Source organism: Cytobacillus gottheilii, from assembly GCF_018582665.1.
In the GTDB taxonomy this organism is placed as follows: Bacteria; Bacillota; Bacilli; order Bacillales; family Cytobacillaceae; genus Cytobacillus; species Cytobacillus gottheilii.
Window position 1 is genome coordinate 4,465,028 of record NZ_CP071709.1, and the last position, 20,848, is coordinate 4,485,875.

At 37.9% G+C, this 20,848-nt stretch carries 15 protein-coding genes; 1 reads left to right on the forward strand and 14 read right to left on the reverse strand.

From position 1 onward, the window contains the following. Positions 1 to 35: 35 nt before the first annotated feature. The 6 genes from J1899_RS21915 to J1899_RS21940 all read right to left on the reverse strand — a co-directional run bounded on the left by J1899_RS21915 (position 36) and on the right by J1899_RS21940 (position 11,849). A complete protein-coding gene (locus J1899_RS21915; RefSeq protein ID WP_214476753.1) occupies positions 36 to 5,585 on the reverse strand; it encodes a pullulanase in 5,550 nt (1,849 codons plus the stop codon). A gap of 513 nt (positions 5,586 to 6,098) precedes the next feature. Next, positions 6,099 to 6,932, reverse strand: a complete 834-nt coding sequence (locus J1899_RS21920; RefSeq protein WP_214476755.1) for a hypothetical protein — start codon at positions 6,930 to 6,932, stop codon at positions 6,099 to 6,101. 1 nt (position 6,933) lies between these two features. Beyond that, entirely contained in the window at positions 6,934 to 8,337 is a 1,404-nt protein-coding gene (locus J1899_RS21925; protein WP_214476757.1) for a glycosyltransferase family 2 protein, read from the reverse strand. Then, positions 8,330 to 9,151, reverse strand: coding sequence for a hypothetical protein (locus J1899_RS21930; protein WP_214476760.1), 822 nt, complete (start codon positions 9,149 to 9,151; stop codon positions 8,330 to 8,332). The genes J1899_RS21925 and J1899_RS21930 overlap by 8 nt, the downstream gene beginning before the upstream one ends. 301 nt (positions 9,152 to 9,452) lie before the next feature. Further along, on the reverse strand, positions 9,453 to 10,442 hold the full coding sequence (gene galE, locus J1899_RS21935; RefSeq protein WP_214476762.1) for a UDP-glucose 4-epimerase GalE: 990 nt from the start codon (positions 10,440 to 10,442) through the stop codon (positions 9,453 to 9,455). Between the two features lie 570 nt (positions 10,443 to 11,012). After that, positions 11,013 to 11,849: a DMT family transporter gene (locus J1899_RS21940; RefSeq protein WP_214476765.1), complete on the reverse strand. Its 837-nt coding sequence runs from the start codon at positions 11,847 to 11,849 to the stop codon at positions 11,013 to 11,015. Between the two features lie 389 nt (positions 11,850 to 12,238). Here J1899_RS21940 and J1899_RS21945 point away from each other — a divergent pair, with 389 nt between their 5' ends. Next, on the forward strand, positions 12,239 to 12,610 hold the full coding sequence (locus tag J1899_RS21945; RefSeq protein WP_246586544.1) for a VOC family protein: 372 nt from the start codon (positions 12,239 to 12,241) through the stop codon (positions 12,608 to 12,610). Between the two features lie 121 nt (positions 12,611 to 12,731). Here J1899_RS21945 and J1899_RS21950 read toward each other — a convergent pair whose 3' ends face one another. The 8 genes from J1899_RS21950 to J1899_RS21985 form a co-directional block, all read right to left on the reverse strand. Beyond that, positions 12,732 to 14,147, reverse strand: a complete 1,416-nt coding sequence (locus J1899_RS21950; protein WP_214476771.1) for a reverse transcriptase domain-containing protein — start codon at positions 14,145 to 14,147, stop codon at positions 12,732 to 12,734. Between the two features lie 15 nt (positions 14,148 to 14,162). Beyond that, positions 14,163 to 14,792: an SLATT domain-containing protein gene (locus J1899_RS21955; RefSeq protein WP_214476774.1), complete on the reverse strand. Its 630-nt coding sequence runs from the start codon at positions 14,790 to 14,792 to the stop codon at positions 14,163 to 14,165. 97 nt (positions 14,793 to 14,889) lie between these two features. Next, on the reverse strand, positions 14,890 to 15,369 hold the full coding sequence (gene rlmH / locus J1899_RS21960) for a 23S rRNA (pseudouridine(1915)-N(3))-methyltransferase RlmH (protein WP_214476776.1): 480 nt from the start codon (positions 15,367 to 15,369) through the stop codon (positions 14,890 to 14,892). A 66-nt stretch (positions 15,370 to 15,435) separates the two neighbouring features. After that, on the reverse strand, positions 15,436 to 16,767 hold the full coding sequence (locus tag J1899_RS21965) for a right-handed parallel beta-helix repeat-containing protein (RefSeq protein ID WP_214476779.1): 1,332 nt from the start codon (positions 16,765 to 16,767) through the stop codon (positions 15,436 to 15,438). 24 nt (positions 16,768 to 16,791) lie between these two features. Further along, positions 16,792 to 17,133, reverse strand: a complete 342-nt coding sequence (locus J1899_RS21970; RefSeq protein WP_214476783.1) for a zinc ribbon domain-containing protein YjdM — start codon at positions 17,131 to 17,133, stop codon at positions 16,792 to 16,794. A gap of 177 nt (positions 17,134 to 17,310) precedes the next feature. Further along, a complete protein-coding gene (dacB, locus tag J1899_RS21975; RefSeq protein WP_214476786.1) occupies positions 17,311 to 18,843 on the reverse strand; it encodes a D-alanyl-D-alanine carboxypeptidase/D-alanyl-D-alanine endopeptidase in 1,533 nt (510 codons plus the stop codon). A 205-nt stretch (positions 18,844 to 19,048) separates the two neighbouring features. After that, a complete protein-coding gene (locus tag J1899_RS21980; protein ID WP_371806952.1) occupies positions 19,049 to 19,213 on the reverse strand; it encodes a CxxH/CxxC protein in 165 nt (54 codons plus the stop codon). Positions 19,214 to 19,443: 230 nt separating this feature from the next. Beyond that, positions 19,444 to 20,658: a S1C family serine protease gene (locus J1899_RS21985; protein WP_066441936.1), complete on the reverse strand. Its 1,215-nt coding sequence runs from the start codon at positions 20,656 to 20,658 to the stop codon at positions 19,444 to 19,446. Between the last annotated feature and the right edge of the window lie 190 nt (positions 20,659 to 20,848).

Genomic DNA, 20,848 nt, shown 5'->3' on the forward strand with positions numbered 1-20,848 from the left:
GGTTTATAAATATGCCTCTGCCTTTTCAAGCTTTGTTAATGTTTCTTTTTCTTTCCGCGTTTTTTCTCTCCGCCTACTTTCATAATCACGGCAGTTAGAGCATCAATTGTAATGGTATCTTTGGATAATTCAAATCCAGATGGGTCTTTCACCTCTTTAATCCCTGCTTCATCACTGTCTACTATTACTTTGCCGCCGCTTAAATCGTAGTCATCAAGCGTAAGTGTCCGTTCTTGATCGTCGGCATTAATGAATACATAATACGATTCCTTCTCGGACTCTTTGGCGTGATAGCCAATAATTAAATCCTGCTCCTGTATTTCTGGGGCGTCGATAAGAGTTACGTTATTGTTTACTTCATCTCTCGTACCCAATGTAAAGGCATCCGTGGAGCGGCGCAGTTCAATAAGTCCCTCTGTATAGTTCTTTGTCTCTGTTTGGACAGGATATTTTTTTGCATTTGTGGCTTTTTCCCAATCAAACTTATTCACGGCATCACTTGAATCATAGGAATCATGGATGAAATATGGGTATTCAAATGGATTGCCGTCTTTATCCGTCATAAACGTTGATTTGTATGGCGGATTGTCTACAGGATTCTTGAAATCCTCGTGCCGGAATTGCTTTGTTCGGCCATATTCCTGACCAGAATGCAGGAAGGCTGTTCCCTGTGATGTCAGCACCAGGGTATTTCCAAGTCGAATGCGCTTATGAATTTCTTCTTCATGAGCTTTCGGATCTTTTTTAATCGACTGTGCGATTACGTCATGAAGAGTTAAATTGTCATGTGCAGCAATGTAAGTTAGAACATCGCCAGGGTCATCTGCCAGGAAATTATGCGGATTGGCAGTCACATTATCGAAAATCTGCTGAATATTCCTTGCTCCGCCCGTTAAAAAGCGAGGTTCCCCTTCTGAACCGAAACCAGATTTCAGCTCATTTCTAATTTCATCAGAGAATGACGCAACGCTATCTGTATGCTGCATCCAATCCTGATCCGCCGGCATCACCTCTCCGCCAGTCTCATCGCCCGCGTATGTTCTCCATCCTTCTCCAACCATAATGATGTTGGGATTCAGTTCTTTTGCTTTGTCATAGGCGATTTGGATGGTCTCGGCATCATGGTCTCCCATCATGTCGAAGCGGAATCCATCCACTTTAAACTCATCCACCCAATACGTGATCGAATCAACAAGGACTTTTCTGGCCATTTCATGTGTCGTGCCTAAACGCCCGCCGCCAAAACTCTCTCTTGGCGTCCCATCTGCATCCATAAAGTGATAGTAATTCGGTTCGAGATTTTCAAAAATTTCTACCTTTGCTGTATGGTTGTACACGACATCAAGGACGACGCCCATATCACGCTTGTGAATTTCCTTAATTAACTTTTTAAATTCCTTTATCCTTTTCTCGGCGTCATCCGGATCTTCCGAATACATGCCTGTTAATGAAAAATAGCTATGCGGATCATAACCCCAGTTATAATTGTTGTCACTGGATGAATACTCTAGAAGCCTTTTACGATCATATTCATTTACATTGTAAAAGTTCATGACCGGAAGCAGCTGAATATGAGTAACGCCTAAATCCTCCAAATAATCCAGCTTCTCAATGAATGCAGAAAATGTTCCATAATCGGATTTCAAATCATCTGCAATACTCGGATCTGATGTAAAGTCACGGACATGTGCCTCATAAATTATGGCATCTTCCCGTTCTTCAAATCCGTCAATATCTGCATAACGAAGTTTCGGGCCAATTTTCGATGGATCAACTATCGCTGCTTTTCCAACTGGAAATTCACTTACTTCTTCCACATTCCATGCTGCCATTGATTTTGCATACGGATCGAGGGCGAGCACTTTTTCTCCATCCCGATCGATTTCATAATGATAATAATATCCCTTAAGGTTAGAAACACCCGTATTGCGTTTGTTTAGCGTAACCTCCCAGACTCCATGATCACCTTTCTTCATCGGAACAGGCTTGCCAATCACTTTGTCCTGATCTTTTTTATCATATAAAATAACGGAGACATGATCAGCACTAGGCGACCAAACCTTTAACGTCGCAGATTTATTCTTGTTTAACGTTGCTCCGAGATCATCGCCATCATAGCTAAATAACTTATCGGTAAGCTTATAGCTTTTATTCACCTGTACCGACCGATTCATAAAGGCAGCATTGTATGGCGCAAGTTCCACATCAAAAGTACCTTTCAGATGAACGGTCTTGCCATCTTCATTCTTTACAGCCGAGCTTATATTCACAGCATTTCCATCTTTGTCTTTCAGCTCAATATTTTCGAGGAGTTCCTGCTCTGTAAAATCTCCTGTTGATGAAAAAGTCAGTTCAATCTCGTCTAATGCAACCAGTTCGCCATACTCAATTCCTTGTTCAAATTGATAATAGGGATTAGTATAGACGGTGTTGTCGCCCTCTCTGATGAAAATTTGATTATGCTCTTCAAAATCGGAGAAAACCATATCTCCAGTCTGACTGCCTCCATTTTGTCTTTCTACTAATAGAAAGCCCATTTCTTCCGCATTTTCAGCGAGTTTTACATCTACATATGCACCATATTTTCCTGCTTGCTCATTTGAAAATGCCTGTGCACCCATAGGCCAGTTCGTACTAGGCTCCGCTACATCGCCCCATGACCATAATCCCCAAGGTTCATAGACACCGCTCTCACTATAATAATGAATCCGCAGTGAATTTGGATCGAGGTCAGCTGGTTCAAATAGTGAAACGTTTCCATCCTCGGATAGCCAAATTTCATTCATTTCAGGTGATAGAATATCGACTGAAATGTCCCCTGTTATGTTGGCCCCATTGGAATGATTAACAAGCATCTCAACTGTCTCTGCAGCTTCTGTCAGCTTGATATCCACATAGGCACCATAGTCGGTTAGAGGGTTTTCTGTAAACGCCGTTGCTCCATTAGGCCAGCTTCCATTTTGTTCCGACGGCTTTTCTACATCTCCCCAGAACCATAATCCTAATCCTGTAAAGTCATTGTCTGATCGTTCATAATGAACTCTTAGTGTACCCTCGGGAATCTCTGCTTCCTCTTGCTTCTCTTTTTCGATGATTGCACCATTTTCTGCAGTCAGCAGTACAGTTCCGCCATCAGCCATGGATGGAAGTTTAATCGTAATCTGATCACCATCTGCTTTATATTCGCTGCCCGAATAATGGTCCGTCACCACAGTTTCAGCTGAGTCTACAGATAAAGTTACTTCTTTTTCACCGTTAGAAACATTCAAGCCTACATACACAGACTCATCCTTGTGCTTGCGTTCAACCAGCAGAAATTGCTCCGCATCTGATCCTGCAATAGCAGCTCGTGTTCCTCGGGATAGTGTCTCTGAAAATTCTTCCCGGAAATTCAATACCTTTTCATAATGATTTAAAATCGCATTGTCATTGGCCCGTTCCCAGTCCATGTTGTACCGATTATCCTGGATTGGGTAGTTATTCGCTCCGCTTAAGCCAAGTTCCTCGCCATAATAGATCACTGGCTGTCCCTTTGCTGTCAGCTGCAGTGTGGCTGCTGCCTTTAACTTTCCTTCATCATTGCCGAGGGAATATAAGAAACCATCTTCATCATGACTGCCAAGGAATTGCCCGAGCGTTGCTGTATTGGAGAGACTGCTATTTCTGCTTTCAAGGAGCTCATTCGCATGTTCGATATTGCCATTAACAAAATCTCTGGCAATTTCTTTAAACTGAAAATCAAGCAATGAATCCATTTCACCTGTCTGCAGGAAATCAAAATCTTCATACTGATTGGCTCCCCAAGCTTCGCCAATCATCTTGAAAGAAGGATCTGCATTTGTCATGGCATTTTTAAATGCTTTCCATGTGGTATGTTCAGCATGCTTAACCGTATCTACCCGAAAATAAGAGATAGCATTGCCATTTTCCGTCCGCGATTTTTCGATCCAGTCTTTTTGCCATTGTATGACCTGGTCACGAACCTCTGGATCTTCTGTGATAAAATCCGGAAGACCTGCAAGCTCCCCAATAACCTCATCACTGCCTACATTACTTCCCTGTCTTACCAAAGAACTGTACGCCGACCGTTCTTCATCCGTTGGATATCCCGGAGGCTGTTCAGCTTCAGGAAGTTCACCATCAACCTCTTTCAAGCCGTACCCAGCGTGATTAAGGACCACATCGACCATGATTTTCATATCACGGGCTGCTGCTTCATCAATCAGCTCATGCAGGTCTTCGATATCTCCAAAATGCGGATTTAAATTCTCGAAATCACTTCCCCAATATCCATGGTATCCGTAAAAAGGCTGATCAGGAAAAGCATCCTGGGTATTGTGACGGACATCATATTTGATATTTTCTACAATAGGGCTAATCCAAATCGTATTGACCCCAAGGTTATCGAGATAATTCAACTTCTCGGTAATCCCCTTTAAATCTCCACCCTGATAGGTCCCCGGCTTACTCTTATTGTAATTTAAATCATAGGGATCATTATTCGCTGTATCTCCATCAAAAAATCTGTCTGTTAAAAGAAAGTAAATAACAGCTTCGTCCCAGTCAAAGTCTTCTCCTTCAGCAAGTTCACGCGTTTTCACTTCAACTGTCGCTGTCCCGTTATGTTCATTGCCGAATTCATCCACGATCGTGAGTGGAATTTCTTTTACGCCAGCAGGCACTTCCTCTTTGACAGCGATCGTTCCTTCCTTTAATTCAGGATCAATTGCTAATTTCTCTGGTCCGCCGAGCGCTGACGCATCAGCAAAAATTTCCCTAATTCCCGCACCGCTCTCATTTTCGATATTCAGAGAAAGAACGGCATTTTCGTTATAATGAATGCTTTGAGGATTTACTGTCGCTGATACTGCTATATCTACTTTCAGATTTTTGATGACAGACTCCTCATCATACGGATCTGTTACTTCTTCCGTTTGACCGTCCTTCGTTACAAGGAATAAATAAGGATAGGTTCCTTCTGGAAAATCCTCATATACATATTCAAAGCGCTCATTTGCTTCATCATAGACCATCTCAAACGTATCATTCGCAATCTTTAATTCTACTTTTTCCAGGCTATCCATCTCGTCATTCTTATACAAAGCGGAATCACGATAATAGAATGCTGCTGCCCCATTATTAATCTGTGCTTGTGGAATTTCAGGGACGATATGAACATCTTCGTTCCCTTGCTGTACAGTTGCTTTGGTGACTGATTCCTGCTGATTGATCTGGATGAACCGATCAATTTGCTGATTATTCGGTTCACGATCACTCCAATCTTGTTTTCGAATGATAAAGCCTATTTCCTTTGTAGTCGGAGCTACCTCAATAAAAGCAGTAGCTGCACCATTTTCAAATTTCGTAAAATCAATATTATCGTCCTTAACTCCCGTATTCCAAACCCAAACATCCCAGCCATCATAATTCCCATCTTCACGTTCATACGTCAGACGAACCGTACGGTTATCGGTACTCGATTCTGCATGTACCTCCTGATGTGGAACAAACGGCAAAGTAACACTTAGCTGCATCACGAAAATTAAGACTAATACAGTAAACCGCCGGCCTAATCTTTTTTGCATAAAATTCTTCTCTCCCTTCCTATTTGAGTAGTTTCAACTGTATAACAGCTAACAGTGGAAACGTTTGCATAAATAGGCAAAGTAAAATAAGTGAATGAATTTCTCATGGAGTTTCATATTTGCGCAAACGCTTTCATTCAGTATCACATAGCGAAATACTATTAATCAATATGAATTAATGCGTATTTTAGGCTTATTTGGATAGATCAATAGGCTTATTTTCATTCTATTTGATATCTAATACCAATACTTTAGGTAACATTTTAGTTTCATTTAAAGATTGTTATACAAACCCACGAAGGAACAACAACCTAGTAAAATTAAATTTAGCTAATATGATAGTCAAAATACAATGAATGAAAGTGTTTTAAAGATAGTGAGGACAATAAGCTTTAATGAGTGAGTAGGGAGGTTAGGAGAGAAGAATTGAAAGGAGACCTTTCATACTATAGGTCTCCTTTCGTTTAAACTCACTTCAATTTTCAAAATTGACTGGTCGGTTACATTCGAATATTATCTCAATTGATGCCAACCTGGAGTTAATCCGTCATAGTTAAAGTAATCATCCATTTCATCAAAAACAGTCTGTGCCGCTTCAGGACCTTGATCATAATAAGAATTTTGTTCAAATATGGCTTCATTATCTGGTTTATCAAATTCAAAGATCGTCATGATCGGTTTGTTGTATTCCTTTGCAATCTCAACTTCTGTTTTTATATGATCGATTTCTTTTCCTCGGTAATAATTCATAACAGCTATTTCATCTGATCCATCTTTTATAAGCCTTCTTAATTCTGCCAGATGATCCTCATCATACCAATATGTGATACAAACCACGACAACTAGACCCTTATTAGAAGCATATTCGTAGGCTTTAATCATATTGTCTGTAAAATGTTTCATAATCTGGCTTTCATTCTCTTTCCAGTTTTCATCTTGTGCAGGTTCGACATCAAAAACAATTCCCTTTATTGCCATTTCTTCATCCTGCTTAGAATTGAATTCAGCTACTTGGTCGACGAAGTTTGTCATCTCATCATAACCATAATCGGTTGTTCCCCAATAATATCCGCCATCCATCGCATATACTGACACATTTTTTTTATTCTGTTCACGGATAAATGCTGTGAGGGTGCCATCGTTAAATCCTTGTGGATTGATATACTGAAATACACGATCGATCCTTAATGATTTTTGATAATTGTTGATCAATTTTTCAGTTTTATTTTCTATTGACCAAGAGAATAAAGTACTTGTTTTCTTGCTGCGCTGAATGAGTCCGAAAGTTGAGACCAGGACAATAGAACAAAAAAGTATAATCAGTAATGTAATCCTTTTTGATTTCATTCTAATTCTCCTCTAGTTTTTCTCTGCCAATGGAGCTCCAGCTGTGCAGCTTGCTCTTATAAGATAATGTTGCATACATTCTTATAAAAAATAAAACTGGTCTGAAGTAAAGTACCTCCGCAAAGGACATAAAAATAGTCCATGCAAGATCACCTTTATAAATCCTATCTTCTCTTTGTAAGGACTTGCTCATATATAATAGGAGCGTTTGCAGGACAGAAAAACATAAATATAGCAACGTGATCATAATAGCAAAGGATACATTCAGCTTATCTGTCATAAAAGCAACGCCTATTACGATAATCCCCAGTAATTCAACAAAAGGAGCCATTAATTCGTATAAAAAGTAATACGTATAGGAAAGCAGACTAATGGATTTATACTTAGGATTCAAAAACATGACTCGATAATTCCACATACACTGAATTAACCCGCGATGCCACCTTGCTCTTTGTTTGCCCAAGTCTTTTAGTGTGAAAGGCGCCTGCGTCCAGCAGACAGCTTCTGGTGTGTATTTTATAGCGTATGGAAATTTATTCGTCTGAAAATGTAAATGCAATCTCAGTACAAGATCCATATCTTCACCTACGCTGTTTGGATCATATCCTCCCACAGCAATAACCGCATCCTTTTTGAACAAACCAAATCCACCGGATATATTTAAATTTCCATTAAAGGTATCGTGAAAAATCCGGGATGGAATAAATGCCCGGATATATTCAAGTATTTGTATACTGACGATCGGATTTCTTTTCATCCTTGTGTTCACCGGCATCGCTTTTTCAAATTCCACTCCATTTGCAATGCGGATTTGACCGCCTACAGCGATGACCTTATCATCCTCAAGGAAAAGTCTTGTGGAATACTTTAAAGCATCCGCTTGTAAAATCTCATCGGCATCCATGCTGACAAAATAAGGGAATGAGGAAACATTTATGCCTGCATTAATCGCGTCTGCTTTATTGCCGCCATTGTTCTTTCTTACTAACACAATAGGTTTACCATTGATCTTGCCGCTATAGATTTCGAGAATTTCTTTTGATGGCACTTGAAGACGAATGGGTCTGTTGTCTTTTTTCAGATCAAAATGATCAATGACGAGCTGTGCTGTTTCATCCTTTGAACCATCATCAACTACCACAATTTCAAAGAGCTTATAATCCATTTCTAACAAATTATTAACGGTTGTTAATATCGTTTTTTCTTCATTATAAGCTGGTACGAGAATAGAAATGGGGAAAAAGAAGTCAAGATCCAATTCATTCTCCATTCTCTCCCTTAGTCTATACTTACGAAGGCTCCAAATAGAAATAGATCCTCCAATCGTTAGATATGCAGCATAGCCAAACAAATAAAGGGCAAAAAACACTCCTGCAACGGTTAAAAACAAATCAACATTATCCATTTTGTAACCTTATTTCTTTTCTATTTTTAATATGATAGATTAATTGTTCCTTTGCATAAGAATCTTGTCCTTCTAGAATATCCATGAGTTCATCCTCCCCAGGATATTTCCCCAGTGCTAATGCAGCTGCTGAAACGCATTCCCAATCCTTCTCATTAGGTATCGTTAAATAAGATAGGATTGTATCCTTATACTCTTGTACTGGATACTTCGCATAATAGCGGAGAATGGCACATACCAGGTCCTTATCCGCATCGCCTTGCTTTAATATCTTAATTAGTTTGTTCTTTAATGGTTCACCTGAAAAGCGGAAAAAATCGACCATGGCAACTTGGTATTCAGATTTAAATTGATCAAGATGATCATAAAGGGATTCTGCTAATGCCTTTTGGTCCCCCTTAAACTCAAGTAAACCATCTGTTACTAATTTGCGGTGATTTATACTATTATTTCTAGTAAGTTTTATAAATACTTCTACAACTGCATCGATATTTCCAAAGGCATATAAAGCTTTAAGGGCATTTTCGCGGCAATAGATAGAAGGTTCCAGGGCATATTCCTGCATGATTTTTGTCATCTCATCATATTCTTCAGGAGTATTTATACATAATTGTTCACATATAAATGCGAAATATGCTTTTTCGATGGGCCTTTTTTTCGCATATACATGTCCTAAACTCACCCATAAGCTTTTATTTTCACGAATGAACTGCCGAAACTCTCTTTGAGCGGAATCTTTATATTCTAATAATGCTGCGTAAAATGCCATCAGTTCCTCAATTGACTGCAGTTTGTTATAGTGCTTCTGCTGCATCTTAAGATCTTCTGCGTTTTCGTCAGTAAGAACAGAACCTAGATATTCTCTCCACCTATTGGTCAGCTTAATATGCTTTTTATCTTTTCTTTTTTGATTTACTTTATAAAAAGAGATACCTACCATTATGATTAGTGTGATGACTATTAAAATGTATAAAAAATACCAAATGATAATATCCCTCCACCTTTCCTGCAAGCTGTTATAACATAGTTTTTTAATTTACAAGGTTCTCTATCACTCTATCTGATCGGGAAAATCAATTTAAAATATAAACAAGCTGATTATATTTTTTGCCGGCTCAATTAATCATCTCAAATCTCCATGCATCTCTGCACATATCCGATAGATTCCGTTTTGACTTCCAGCCTAATTCTCTCTGGGCTTTAGTAACGTCGGCATAACAGAAAGCAATATCGCCTGGTCTGCGGTCTACTACTTCATAAGGAACATGGATACTGTTAATTTCTTCAAAAGCTTTCACTAAAGTTAGAACACTTGTACCGCTTCCAGTACCTAAATTAAGAGTATGCACACCTTCAACGAGGTTTTCTAATGCTGCAACATGGCCCTCTGCAAGATCAACTACATGAATGTAGTCGCGAATTCCAGTACCATCGGATGTCGAATAGTCGTTGCCAAATATACGCAGTTTGTCCAATTTACCTTTAGCAACCTGTGTAATATAAGGCATAAGATTATTGGGTACTCCATTAGGCACCTCGCCAATTAATCCACTCTCATGAGCTCCAATTGGGTTGAAATATCTGAGAATCGAGACCGAAAATGCCGGGTTTGCATGTGCAAGATCTGTTAGTATTCGCTCACACATGACCTTTGTTTCACCATATGGATTTGTCGCTGGCAGAAGAGTCATGGTTTCTCTAAACGGAGCAGTATTATCCCCGTATACTGTTGCTGATGAGCTAAAGACAAATGAATTAACACCATACTTTAAACAAACATTAGCAAGAGTCAATGTACTGACAGTATTATTAAAATAGTATTTTAGCGGGTTTTGCACAGACTCACTTACTGATTTAAAGCCCGCAAAATGCATGACAGCGTCTATAGTATGCTTACTAAAAACAGATTCCACAGCTTCCTCTTCTGTTACATCAATTTTATAAAAGACAACGTCCTTGCCCGTAATACTCTGGATTTTCCTGATTGTATCAACATTACTATTGCATAAATTATCAGCAACAATCACTGAATGTCCAGCTTCCAATAAAGCGACAGCAGTGTGCGAACCAATATATCCAGCGCCACCGGTAACTAATATATTCATGAATCAACTCACATCCAAATGATTAATTCTAAGATTTTGGCACATTCAGTTCATTCTCTCTAGCTATATAACCTTTATCGTTCCTCATTCATCTTTTATTCAACTAGCACTAGGTGAACAGTTAAAATGGTTTCATTATATACTGGCGATTGAAACTCAATAGTAATGAAAGTATATGATCCATATTAAAGATGGTAAGGGTATTCATACAATACAAGGAATATGACAGAAAATGATATAATTTCCTGTGCTACTTATACTCCCTTGTTCATTTTAGTGAAGCATCAACAAAGAATGATACTAGTCTTAGATCCGGCGGGCTCTAATAAAAAAATGCTGTAGTTTACAATAACCGATATATAAAAGCTGTAAACTTGCAGGAAGAGGTCGTATCTTTAACACAATTCCTAACTGAACGGGTTTTGAAAGAAGGAAAATTTTAAAATGTGAGGAAAATAAATTTACTGATCAGAAAGCAAAAGTTGTAGAAGCCTAACTCAAAACATAAGCGCCTAAGAAGCATGGCTCCTTAGGCGCTTATCTTATCCTCTATATTCTTTATCTTATAGCCTATATTTTCGTTAGCACAATTCCAGCTAATGCAGATATAACTCCGATGACTTGATATCGTTTAAGCCTTTCTTTATATAGCCAACAGCTGCTGAGAACGACAACTAAACAACTTAAACTGACGATTGGAAAGACGATACTCGCAACTCCTGTATCAAGAGCAAAAAAGTAGCAACTATAACCGATAACACTAAAACAGCCAATAATGCTGCCAAATTTCAATTCTGTGCTCTGCCACTTCTCCTTCTTCATAAAGCTATTAATGATTAAATAAGCAGCACCGCCGCCATACATACAAATAAGTGTATTAATTGAATCAATATGTAAATGCGAAGATGTCTTCATAAGCACACCGAGTACACCAAACGATAAAACAGATAATAAAACGCGGTACATCCAAGGCTTATAATGCACTTTCGCACCACTGCCTGGTACATATTGAATGACAGCCGCTGATGCCATCATTACAATAATGCCACCCCATTGAATAAGTGTAATATGCTCATGAAAGATCAGTGCCGCACTTAGTATCGGAATAACCGTATTTGTACTAATAAGCGGCGATGTTATACTTGCAGGTCCTTTTTCAAACGCCTTTGACATTTGAATATTGCCGTTTGCATTTAATATCCCGATCAATGCACCTAATACCATTGTCAATATATTAAACGAAGCAAACCCTGCAACCGTTCCATAACCAATCATTAATAAAAATGCGATAAGGTAAAAGTAAAACTGCATATGCACCTTTGATAGCCCTTTACCTGCAGTCACTTTAAAAATCATATTATTTATGCCAAAACATAACATCGTTAATACTGCTGCTAGAATCCACACGGAAAATCCTTCTCTCTGGTTGATAGAGTTATTTTAATATAGATTTTTAGGATTTTGAATTGTTTTTTGAAAGGTTGTTATTGATTTAATAGGGAGCATCACTAAATAGAAACTTGGGTTTCTTTCTAAGGAATGCACTTTTTAATCTCTCTTTACTATTAATTATCCTTAAGTCCGGCAGAGGCAAATGCTTTAGCAGACAGGATTATTGTGACTACTTACCGAACATTAATGACTATAGGGCAGATAGGCTGCTTTGTATTTGTACAGATCGTGGATAGTATTTAAAGAACATTTGAATGGATCAGATATATAAGAGGGTTTGTTGCCGAGATCCGGCCTGATTGCTGAGGAGTGCGGAGAATATTAGAAGTATTATTGAAAGGGGAATGAATATGATTCAAAAAGTCGGGCAAATTGGTATACCTGTTAAGGATTTAGATAGAGCTACTGAATTCTATGAACAGAAACTAGGGTTAACTCTTTTATTTAATACGGGTAATATGGCATTTTTTGAAAGTAATGGGTTGAGACTTTTGCTGTCGCTTCCAGAGAAAGAGGAATTTGCATATGCAAGCTCAGTTATTTATTTTCAAGTGAGTGATATTAGGGATTCTTATGAGCGATTAGTAGCTAAAGATGTTCGCTTTATTGATGAACCCCATATGGTGGCTAAAATGGGAGAAACCGAGACTTGGATGGTGTTTTTTGAGGATGGTGAGGGGAATAGGCATGCTTTGATGAGTGAAGTGGAGATTTAATAGAGTTTGACAGAGACCGTTATGTGCTAACGGTCTCTGATAGTTTTAATTAAAGAATGATTATGCTTTACTTCTGCTCTCTGATATTCCTTTATTTATGGTACGGTTCTCCGTAATATAGCTAAGTGCGATTTTTCAAAATTACATATTTATAAATAAAATCCGTAAATTTAGAGTCAGATTCATTAATTTTATTTAATATCTCATTTTCTTTAAATTCTGTTTGTAAAAGATAAGTTACAGCTATAATTAAATCTCTAAATGTTAATGTATTATTAGACATTAAGTAATCTATAATCTCTTTAATTTTATTTTCATTGTCGAAGTCTAAATCTTTAAGATAGTTTTTTATCATGATATAAAGTACTGTAAAATGCAGTGGATTAAATAAAATAAATTTCCAATTATCAGATATATCTTCCAATTCCCCAAAATCCATACCTTTCCATTTAAAAGTATAAATTATATCCTTAAGAACCTTATTAGTATAATCACCATCAATTGATAAATATTTATTTATTATTTCCTCATATTGCATCATATCAATACCCAATTCTTCTTCGACCTTACATAAATCCATAATCATATTATAAAAATTTCCCTCATCTACTACATTTGAGGATTTCTCATCAATTAGTTTTATGTAATGTGAATTAGTTTCTTTACCATATGTATTTTCAGGTAATTGAATGTGTATCTGATAATCTTCTTCTGAAAGAATTCTTGTTTTATTTGTATTTATATGTAAATCGCCTTCCCATAAAAAATGGATTATATTATTCATCCATGCATTAAACTCTTTTAAATCTTCCTCTAACGTGTTAATAAAGTACATATCATCCACATACCTAATATAGACTGCTGTTTTAGGTAAATATTCTTCAATCTTTCTATCAAAATCCTGCAAATAAATCTGTGATAAAATAGATGAAGCTATGGAATAGTTAAATTGTGGTAATACTTCAAATCCACAATATTTAAGTAGATACTCTAAATCTTTCACAAATTTTTTATTATTAACCGTTCTATATAATTTAGAAAATAAATTACTAAGTTTAATTGAGTCAAAAAAGTCCTTTATATCAATTTTTAAAGCAGATTTACCTAAATACTCTTCTCTCTTTTCTTGGAAATTTCTATAACTATCATAATATCGAGTGAAATTTTTATCAATTTTATTATTAGTATAGAATCCTGCATAAAATATATTTAAATTATTTCTTGAAAAATCTAGCATACCCTCTTTATTAAAATACTCTTCCGAAATACAAAAAACTAAATACGTATAATATAAATAATATAATGGATTTATTAAATAAGCATTTCTAGGTGTTAAAAAATCATTTTTATACATATAGTCTTTAGTAATATTTGGACTATTTTCTTTACAAAATTCTTCTACAGGCATAGAGAGTATTTCAAAACATTTTTCTATTCCAAAATCTTCCAACATCATAGTAGTTGCTAGAGTTTGAACTGTATAATTACTTTTAGATGATTCTAATACATATTTATAAGCAGCTTTTTTAATATCCATTATATTCCTCCGTCATTATGTAAAAATAAGTACAATAATTATTATTAACGGAATTAATACGCAAAAAATTAAATTTGAATAAATCATTACATTATCCTTTGTAAAATCTTTTGGCAATAATTTTGACCCTGTTTCTTCTTCACTAGCTAATAAAAAATCTATCGGAGAATGGTTTTCATTATTTTTAAGTATAGTTTGATATTCATAAATTAATCTATTAAATTCATTTGTTAAGTAACTACCTTTTAATTCTATCTCTATAGAATTATTCATTATTAAAAGATTTTTTAGAGATAAGATTAAATCTTCTATATGAAGTTGTTGATAATGTGCTTTTAATGCTCGTTCACCATATCTTTGCTCACTTATATAATATTGAATTAAAATTACATAAATCGAGAAAACGCTTGAAATAATTACAAAATAATCATTATCAAAAACACTATCATTCTTAGCTCCAATAGATAAAATCACAAAAATTACGGCTTCTATATTTAATATAAAAGTAATTAATTTCCACATTTCAGTGTATTTTTCTAAACGAAGACTTTGTTTAATTTTATTGTTCCTAGTTTTATTAAAAGTATAAATCTTATGGTCTATTTCAAATAAAATATCTCTTTCTTTGTATGGAATTTTATTCATTTTATTATTCCTTTCAATTGAAAAAAACCTTCTCCATTATTAATTATATAATAATAGAGAAACTTTAAGGAAATATTTAACTTATAAAAAATCTTATTTATTTATGGTACGGTTCCCCCCGATTAATCCGAAAACTCCGATAAACCTGCTCAACCAACACTAACCGCATAAGCTGATGCGGAAACGTCATCTTCGAAAAAGATAGTGCAAACTTGCTGGTAGCCTTGACTTCATCACTAAGTCCAAGCGATCCGCCAATAATAAAGGCAATTTTGCTGTTCCCATATGTAGCAAGGCTATCAAGTTTTTCAGCAAGTTGTTCGGAGGTTAGCATTTTCCCGCCTATTTCCAGGGTAATAACGTAGGTGTCTTGGCTGATGTGTGAGAGGATTTTTTTGCCTTCTTTGTTTTTGACTTCTTCTTCTTCGGCTGGGCTCATGTTTTCTGGTGCTTTTTCGTCAGGGACTTCGATGATGTTGACGTTGGCGTAGGCTGTGAGGCGTTTTAAGTATTCGTCTATGCCTTGTTTTAGGTATTTTTCTTTTAGTTTCCCGACGGATATGATGGTAATTTTCATAGTGTGCTGCTTCCTTTTCTTTGCGTTTTTTATAGTGTAGCAAATGGTGGAGAGTTTTTGAAAAACCTATTTCACTTTAAGCTCCCCAACAGAACCGTCTCCCTGGTATGCATCTTTAAATTCTTCAAAGGACATATACTCTTCATCCTTCCAAATCCAAATGCCGTCTTCTCCTTCTTCTTTTTGAAACACATTATCGCTTAGGATTGTATTTTCGTTGGTCGTGAAGAAGTTTGCGATATAGATACTGGATGGACCTACTGTTAGAGTGTTTTTTTCAATCGTATTATCTTTTACATCATGCTGGATCATTAGCTGTCCGCCGGCAAGATCTAGGGTATCATTTCGGAAAAGGATGTTGTGTCCGATATAAGAATTGATTGTACCGCCGCGATTTTCGTCGTATCCGCCAATGGAAATGCCTGTGTAAAAGTTTTCATAGATATTATTGTTGATGATCTCAATGTTTTCCGCGTATTGATCAGCGTGTTCGGAAGTGGCTTCGATGCCGATATCACTGCCATAGATGGTATTTTCTTCGATTGTGATCTCTTTTCCGCCATCAACGTAGATGCCGGCCGCGTTATATTCCTCGCCATACGCTGGGTTTCCATAAGTAGAGATGTCATGAACTGTGTTACGAGCTACCATTCCATTGCGCACATAATCTGCATCTTGATCTGCAGCGACTCCTTCATAGCCGATCAGATCAATGCCGATATTGTCATTGCGACGCACAGTGTTATCTGCAATTTTAAAACCATCAATATTGCCATTGAGGACAAGTGCTTCACTTGCACCCAGCTTGAGGTCTTGTACAGTGTTATTGGTCACTATAATGTCCTCCATGGGCTCCGTTCCATAAAATGCAATGCCATGGCCATTTCCATCGTCTGCATGTGTTTCAATATGCTGAATGCGGTTGCTGTCCAATGTAATATGGCTGCTGGAGCCTGTCACAAAAATGCCCATGACGGTTTCATCCGTTAAATCTGTCGTTAAATCCTGAATCGTGAGGCCCTTAATCGTCACATAGTCTTTGCTGTCGATCGTAATGAGGGCGGTATCGCCTTCCTCACTCGGTATGTTTGCACCACTCAGAATCACTTCTTCATCATGATAGGGCTGAAAAATAACTCCATTTGTTTTTGTGCCGCTATGCTGGATGACCAGCTGCTCTTCGTAAATTCCTTCATGGATATGTACAGTTGTGCCGGCGTCCGCTTCTGAAGCAGCTTTAGGCAGAGTGCGAAAAGGCTTTGTTATGGATCCATCATTTTCATCATTTCCATCTGTTGCTACATATAAATCCTGTTTTTGTTCTTTGGGTTCGTTCATGTTCAGTAAGAAAAAGATCATTGCTGCAGCTACAGCAATAATCAAAAGTAGTCTTTTCATGGTGGCTCCTGCCTGTTTATTTTCTTAGATTTTCTTCACAAATTCGGATTTTAATTTCATGGCACCAAATCCAGTGATTTTGCAATCAATATCATGATCTCCGTCCACTAAGCGGATTCCTTTCACTTTCGTACCTTGTTTCAGTACAGATGAACTGCCTTTAACTTTCAGATCTTTTATCACACTTACGGTATCGCCGTCATTTAAAATATTTCCGTTAGCATCTTTTACTACCTTCGTATCTCCAGCAGCTGCTGTTTCCTCATTCGCACTCCACTCGTAACCACACTCCGGGCAAACAAGAAAAGTCCCATCATCGTAAGTATATGCAGATTGGCATTTTGGGCAATTCGGGTATTGGCTCATTAATATAGTTCCTCCGCTCGTTCAATTTATCTATTCTATTATAACAATAATGATGATCTTTGTTTTTGAGTAAATAATGAAACTTGCATCTGCAGGCAAAAAAATCCCGGCGACACAATCGCCAGGATTTTATGTTCATTTATTTATCTGATCTTGGACTGACGGTTTCCCGCTAGTTCACTGCTTCGCCAGTGTCTCCACAATCCTGTCTTGGATTTCCGTCATCGACCCGCTGATATAGTTGTTCATCATAATCGAGAAGATGAACTTCTCGCCACTTTTTGTTGTGACGTAGCCGGAGAGAGTATTGGCACCAGTAAGGGAGCCGGTTTTTGCTTTGACGTTTCCTTGTGTGTTCTCACCCTTAAGTCGGTTGCGCAATGTGCCTCCTACTAGCCGGTCTGAAATTCCTGCGACAGGCAGGGAATGTTCAAATTGCGGATACCATGGTTCATCTTGTATTTCATAAAGCAGCTTTGTTAGCTGCTCTGCTGGAATAAGATTTTTATGAGACATGCCAGATCCGTCCCGGAGCAGGATTGATTCCATGCTCAGTCCAAATGAGGCGAGCTGGCTTTCAACTACGTCGAGCCCCTTCTCCCAAGTGCCTTCCGCATGAATCTCTTTGCCCATAGCTTTAACGATCATTTCCGCATGGCCATTGTTGCTGAGCTTCATAAATGGCATGAACAATTCTTTTAATGGCATGGATTGTTTGGTGGCCAGCAGTACTGCATCCTTAGCTGTTACACCACGTTTTACTTCGTTTTTGCCAATCTGCTTAATTCCTTGTTCTTGCAGTGACTTCGCAAACACATCCAGCACATAACCTGTTGGTTCCCATACAGACACCCATGATCTCGATGCTGAACCTTCTAGCGGGATTTTTCCTTTAATGACAATATCATTGGTGCCGTGTTCTCTGCTGATCGAGATGCTTTTTGATTCGCCTTTTGCAACAGTAGCTGCCTCGGTTACGATGTTCACATAGTCCGTTGCTGGGGTAACGGAGACCTGTGCCTGATCGCCGGCCTTTTTCCCTGCTGTCACTTCTACGATGACTGTTCCCATATCATAATCTTCATTAGGAGATAAGGTAAGAGCTGAGACCTGTGCACCTGTGTAGTTCGATTCGTCATCCCAGTTCAAGTCAGTCGATAGGCGCACATCATCATACCAGCTGTCGTCTCCGATGATATCTCCATTGATTTTTTCAATGCCTTTTGCTTTCAGTTCTTTAGCAAATGCATCTAGATCCTTTTTTAAAAGGGTTGGATCACCTTTGCCTTTTATGTATAAGTTTCCTTGAAGTACTTTCCCTCTTACTACTCCATCTGTTAAAATCTCCGTTGAAAATTGATAGTCACCGCCAAGTGTTGCTAATGCTGCTGCTCCTGTGAGAATTTTTTGGTTGGAGGCCGGATGAAGTCGTATATCCTCGTTATGGGCATACACTATTTCTCCGTTATCAGCATTTCTTACGCTAACACCTGTTAATGCACCGGCAAGTCGTTCATCTTGAAGAATGGCATTTAATTCTTCTGTCAATGATGTCTGCTCTGTGGATGTCGTTTCTGTCGATTCTTCTGCTGTCGAGTTTTTTTGCACATCATTTGTTGCTCCAGCATGCTCTCCAACTGTAAATGGCAGGATCAGCATTAAAGCTAAAACAGCAAGAAAAGCTCTCGATCTGTAAAACCTTTGAATCATCACAGCTCACATCCTTTATGGAAATTTATAATAGTATATCGGAAAATTCCAGAAAAAGAATATAGGGTTTCAGTAAATTCATTCTGATGGCCTACCGTTTATGTAGAAAAATAGCTAGATATTCACAGGCAATCCTCAGGTACAAACAACATATCCACAGTAGTTATCCACATGTCCACATTTTCTATCCACATATGGTATGGAATCACTTGTTCGCCACAACATATATTGCGGTATTTCGACAATATTCACAGGCTGTTGATAAATTTTGTTCGTCTTCCATTTGTGTTAATTGCGGGAAAGTTTCCAGCTCATCCACAATTATATCAATGGCTAGCTCTACATGTTCCTCACAGCAGTAAATTTTCACTTTTAAAACGCTCCTCTTTTTTACATCAATTTATTAACAATGTGGATAAACTCTGTAAAACCTCGTATCTTCCAGTTATCCACACTACATCTTAACATACTGACACCTTTTATGTGTTTTGAATTTTGCACAGAAAAAAACAGGAGTGCGTTATATGCTCTCCTGTTTAGTATTTCTAGCTTCCACCTATTTTAGACAAATGGAGATTGCTTGATTGCTGAATGCCTTGCCTAAAAAGTAGAGGCGTCACTCAGCTTTACCGTTACTTCTTGCTTCTCACCGTTGCGATAAATGACAACTTGCATTTGGTCACCGACTTTTTTCTGGTTATACAAATGCTTTCGCAAGCCAATGACATCATCTATTACTTCTCCATCCATTTCAACGATCACGTCAAATTCCTGCAGTCCAGCTTGTGCAGCTGGTGAATTTGGTTCTACTTGAGTAATCGCTACTCCCGTTGTAATATCCCGCGGCAGCTGTAATGTTTGCTGCTGATGATAGCCTGGGATTTCTGTAACGGACTGTAACCCAACGCCTAAATACGGGCGTTTTACTTCACCAAATTGCTCAAGATCGTCAATAATCGGCCTTGCATAGTTAATTGGTATCGCCAATCCAATTCCCTCCACCGCTGACTCAGCAATTTTCATGGAGTTGATTCCGATTAGCTGGCCGCCAATGTTTACAAGGGCTCCACCACTATTTCCCGGATTAATGGCTGCATCTGTCTGCAGTACTTCTGCCTGCCAATCCACTGTTCCATTCTGATCAATATCAACCGGCACAGTCCGCTCTAAACCCGAAATGATTCCTTGTGTGACAGATCCTTCAAATGTACCGAGCGGATTTCCGATTGCAATGACAGGTTCCCCTGTTTTTAAGGTATCTGAATCACCAAACTCAACAACCGTATCGATTTCGTTACCTTCTACTTCAATTACAGCTAAATCCGTCCACACATCACTGCCAACTAGAGTGGCAGGAATTTTTGTTCCATTCGCCAGGCTCACTTCAAGCTGCTGTGCTCCGTCCACTACATGGTGATTTGTGACAATAAATGCTTTATTGCCGTCTTTTTTATAAATAACGCCAGATCCTGTTCCAGCTGGAGCACTTCCAGTTTCCTCTCCCCAGAAGCTGGTCGATTGCAGGTTTGTAATACTGACAACCGCATCACCGGCTTTATCAACTGCCTGTGTTACATCTGTGACCACATCAAGGGAGAGATTTTGCGTCTCAACATTTGATGAGTTATTATTTGTGCGCTGTTCCGTTTCTTCCGCAGAGTATGGAAGAACATTATAATCAATTAATTTTGGCAGTGCTATGACAACAAGCAGTGCACCAAGAATAAGCCCCACCAGGCTCGCTAAAAAATAACCGCTCTTTTTGCCTTTTTGGCGGCTTGAGCGATTTTCATAATCCTGATCATAATAGCCCATATGCATACACCCTTTCCCTTTTTAAATTATAGGTTTCTTTGTATAAGATGATGGCTATCATTTATTTTACCTCTATACCCATTATTATACTCAGCCTAAAATAAAATTCTAAAAAAAACACTTATCTTCTGTTAATCTTACGAGTTTGTTCATAATTTGTTTGCCTTTTATTAAAATACCGAACATCTAT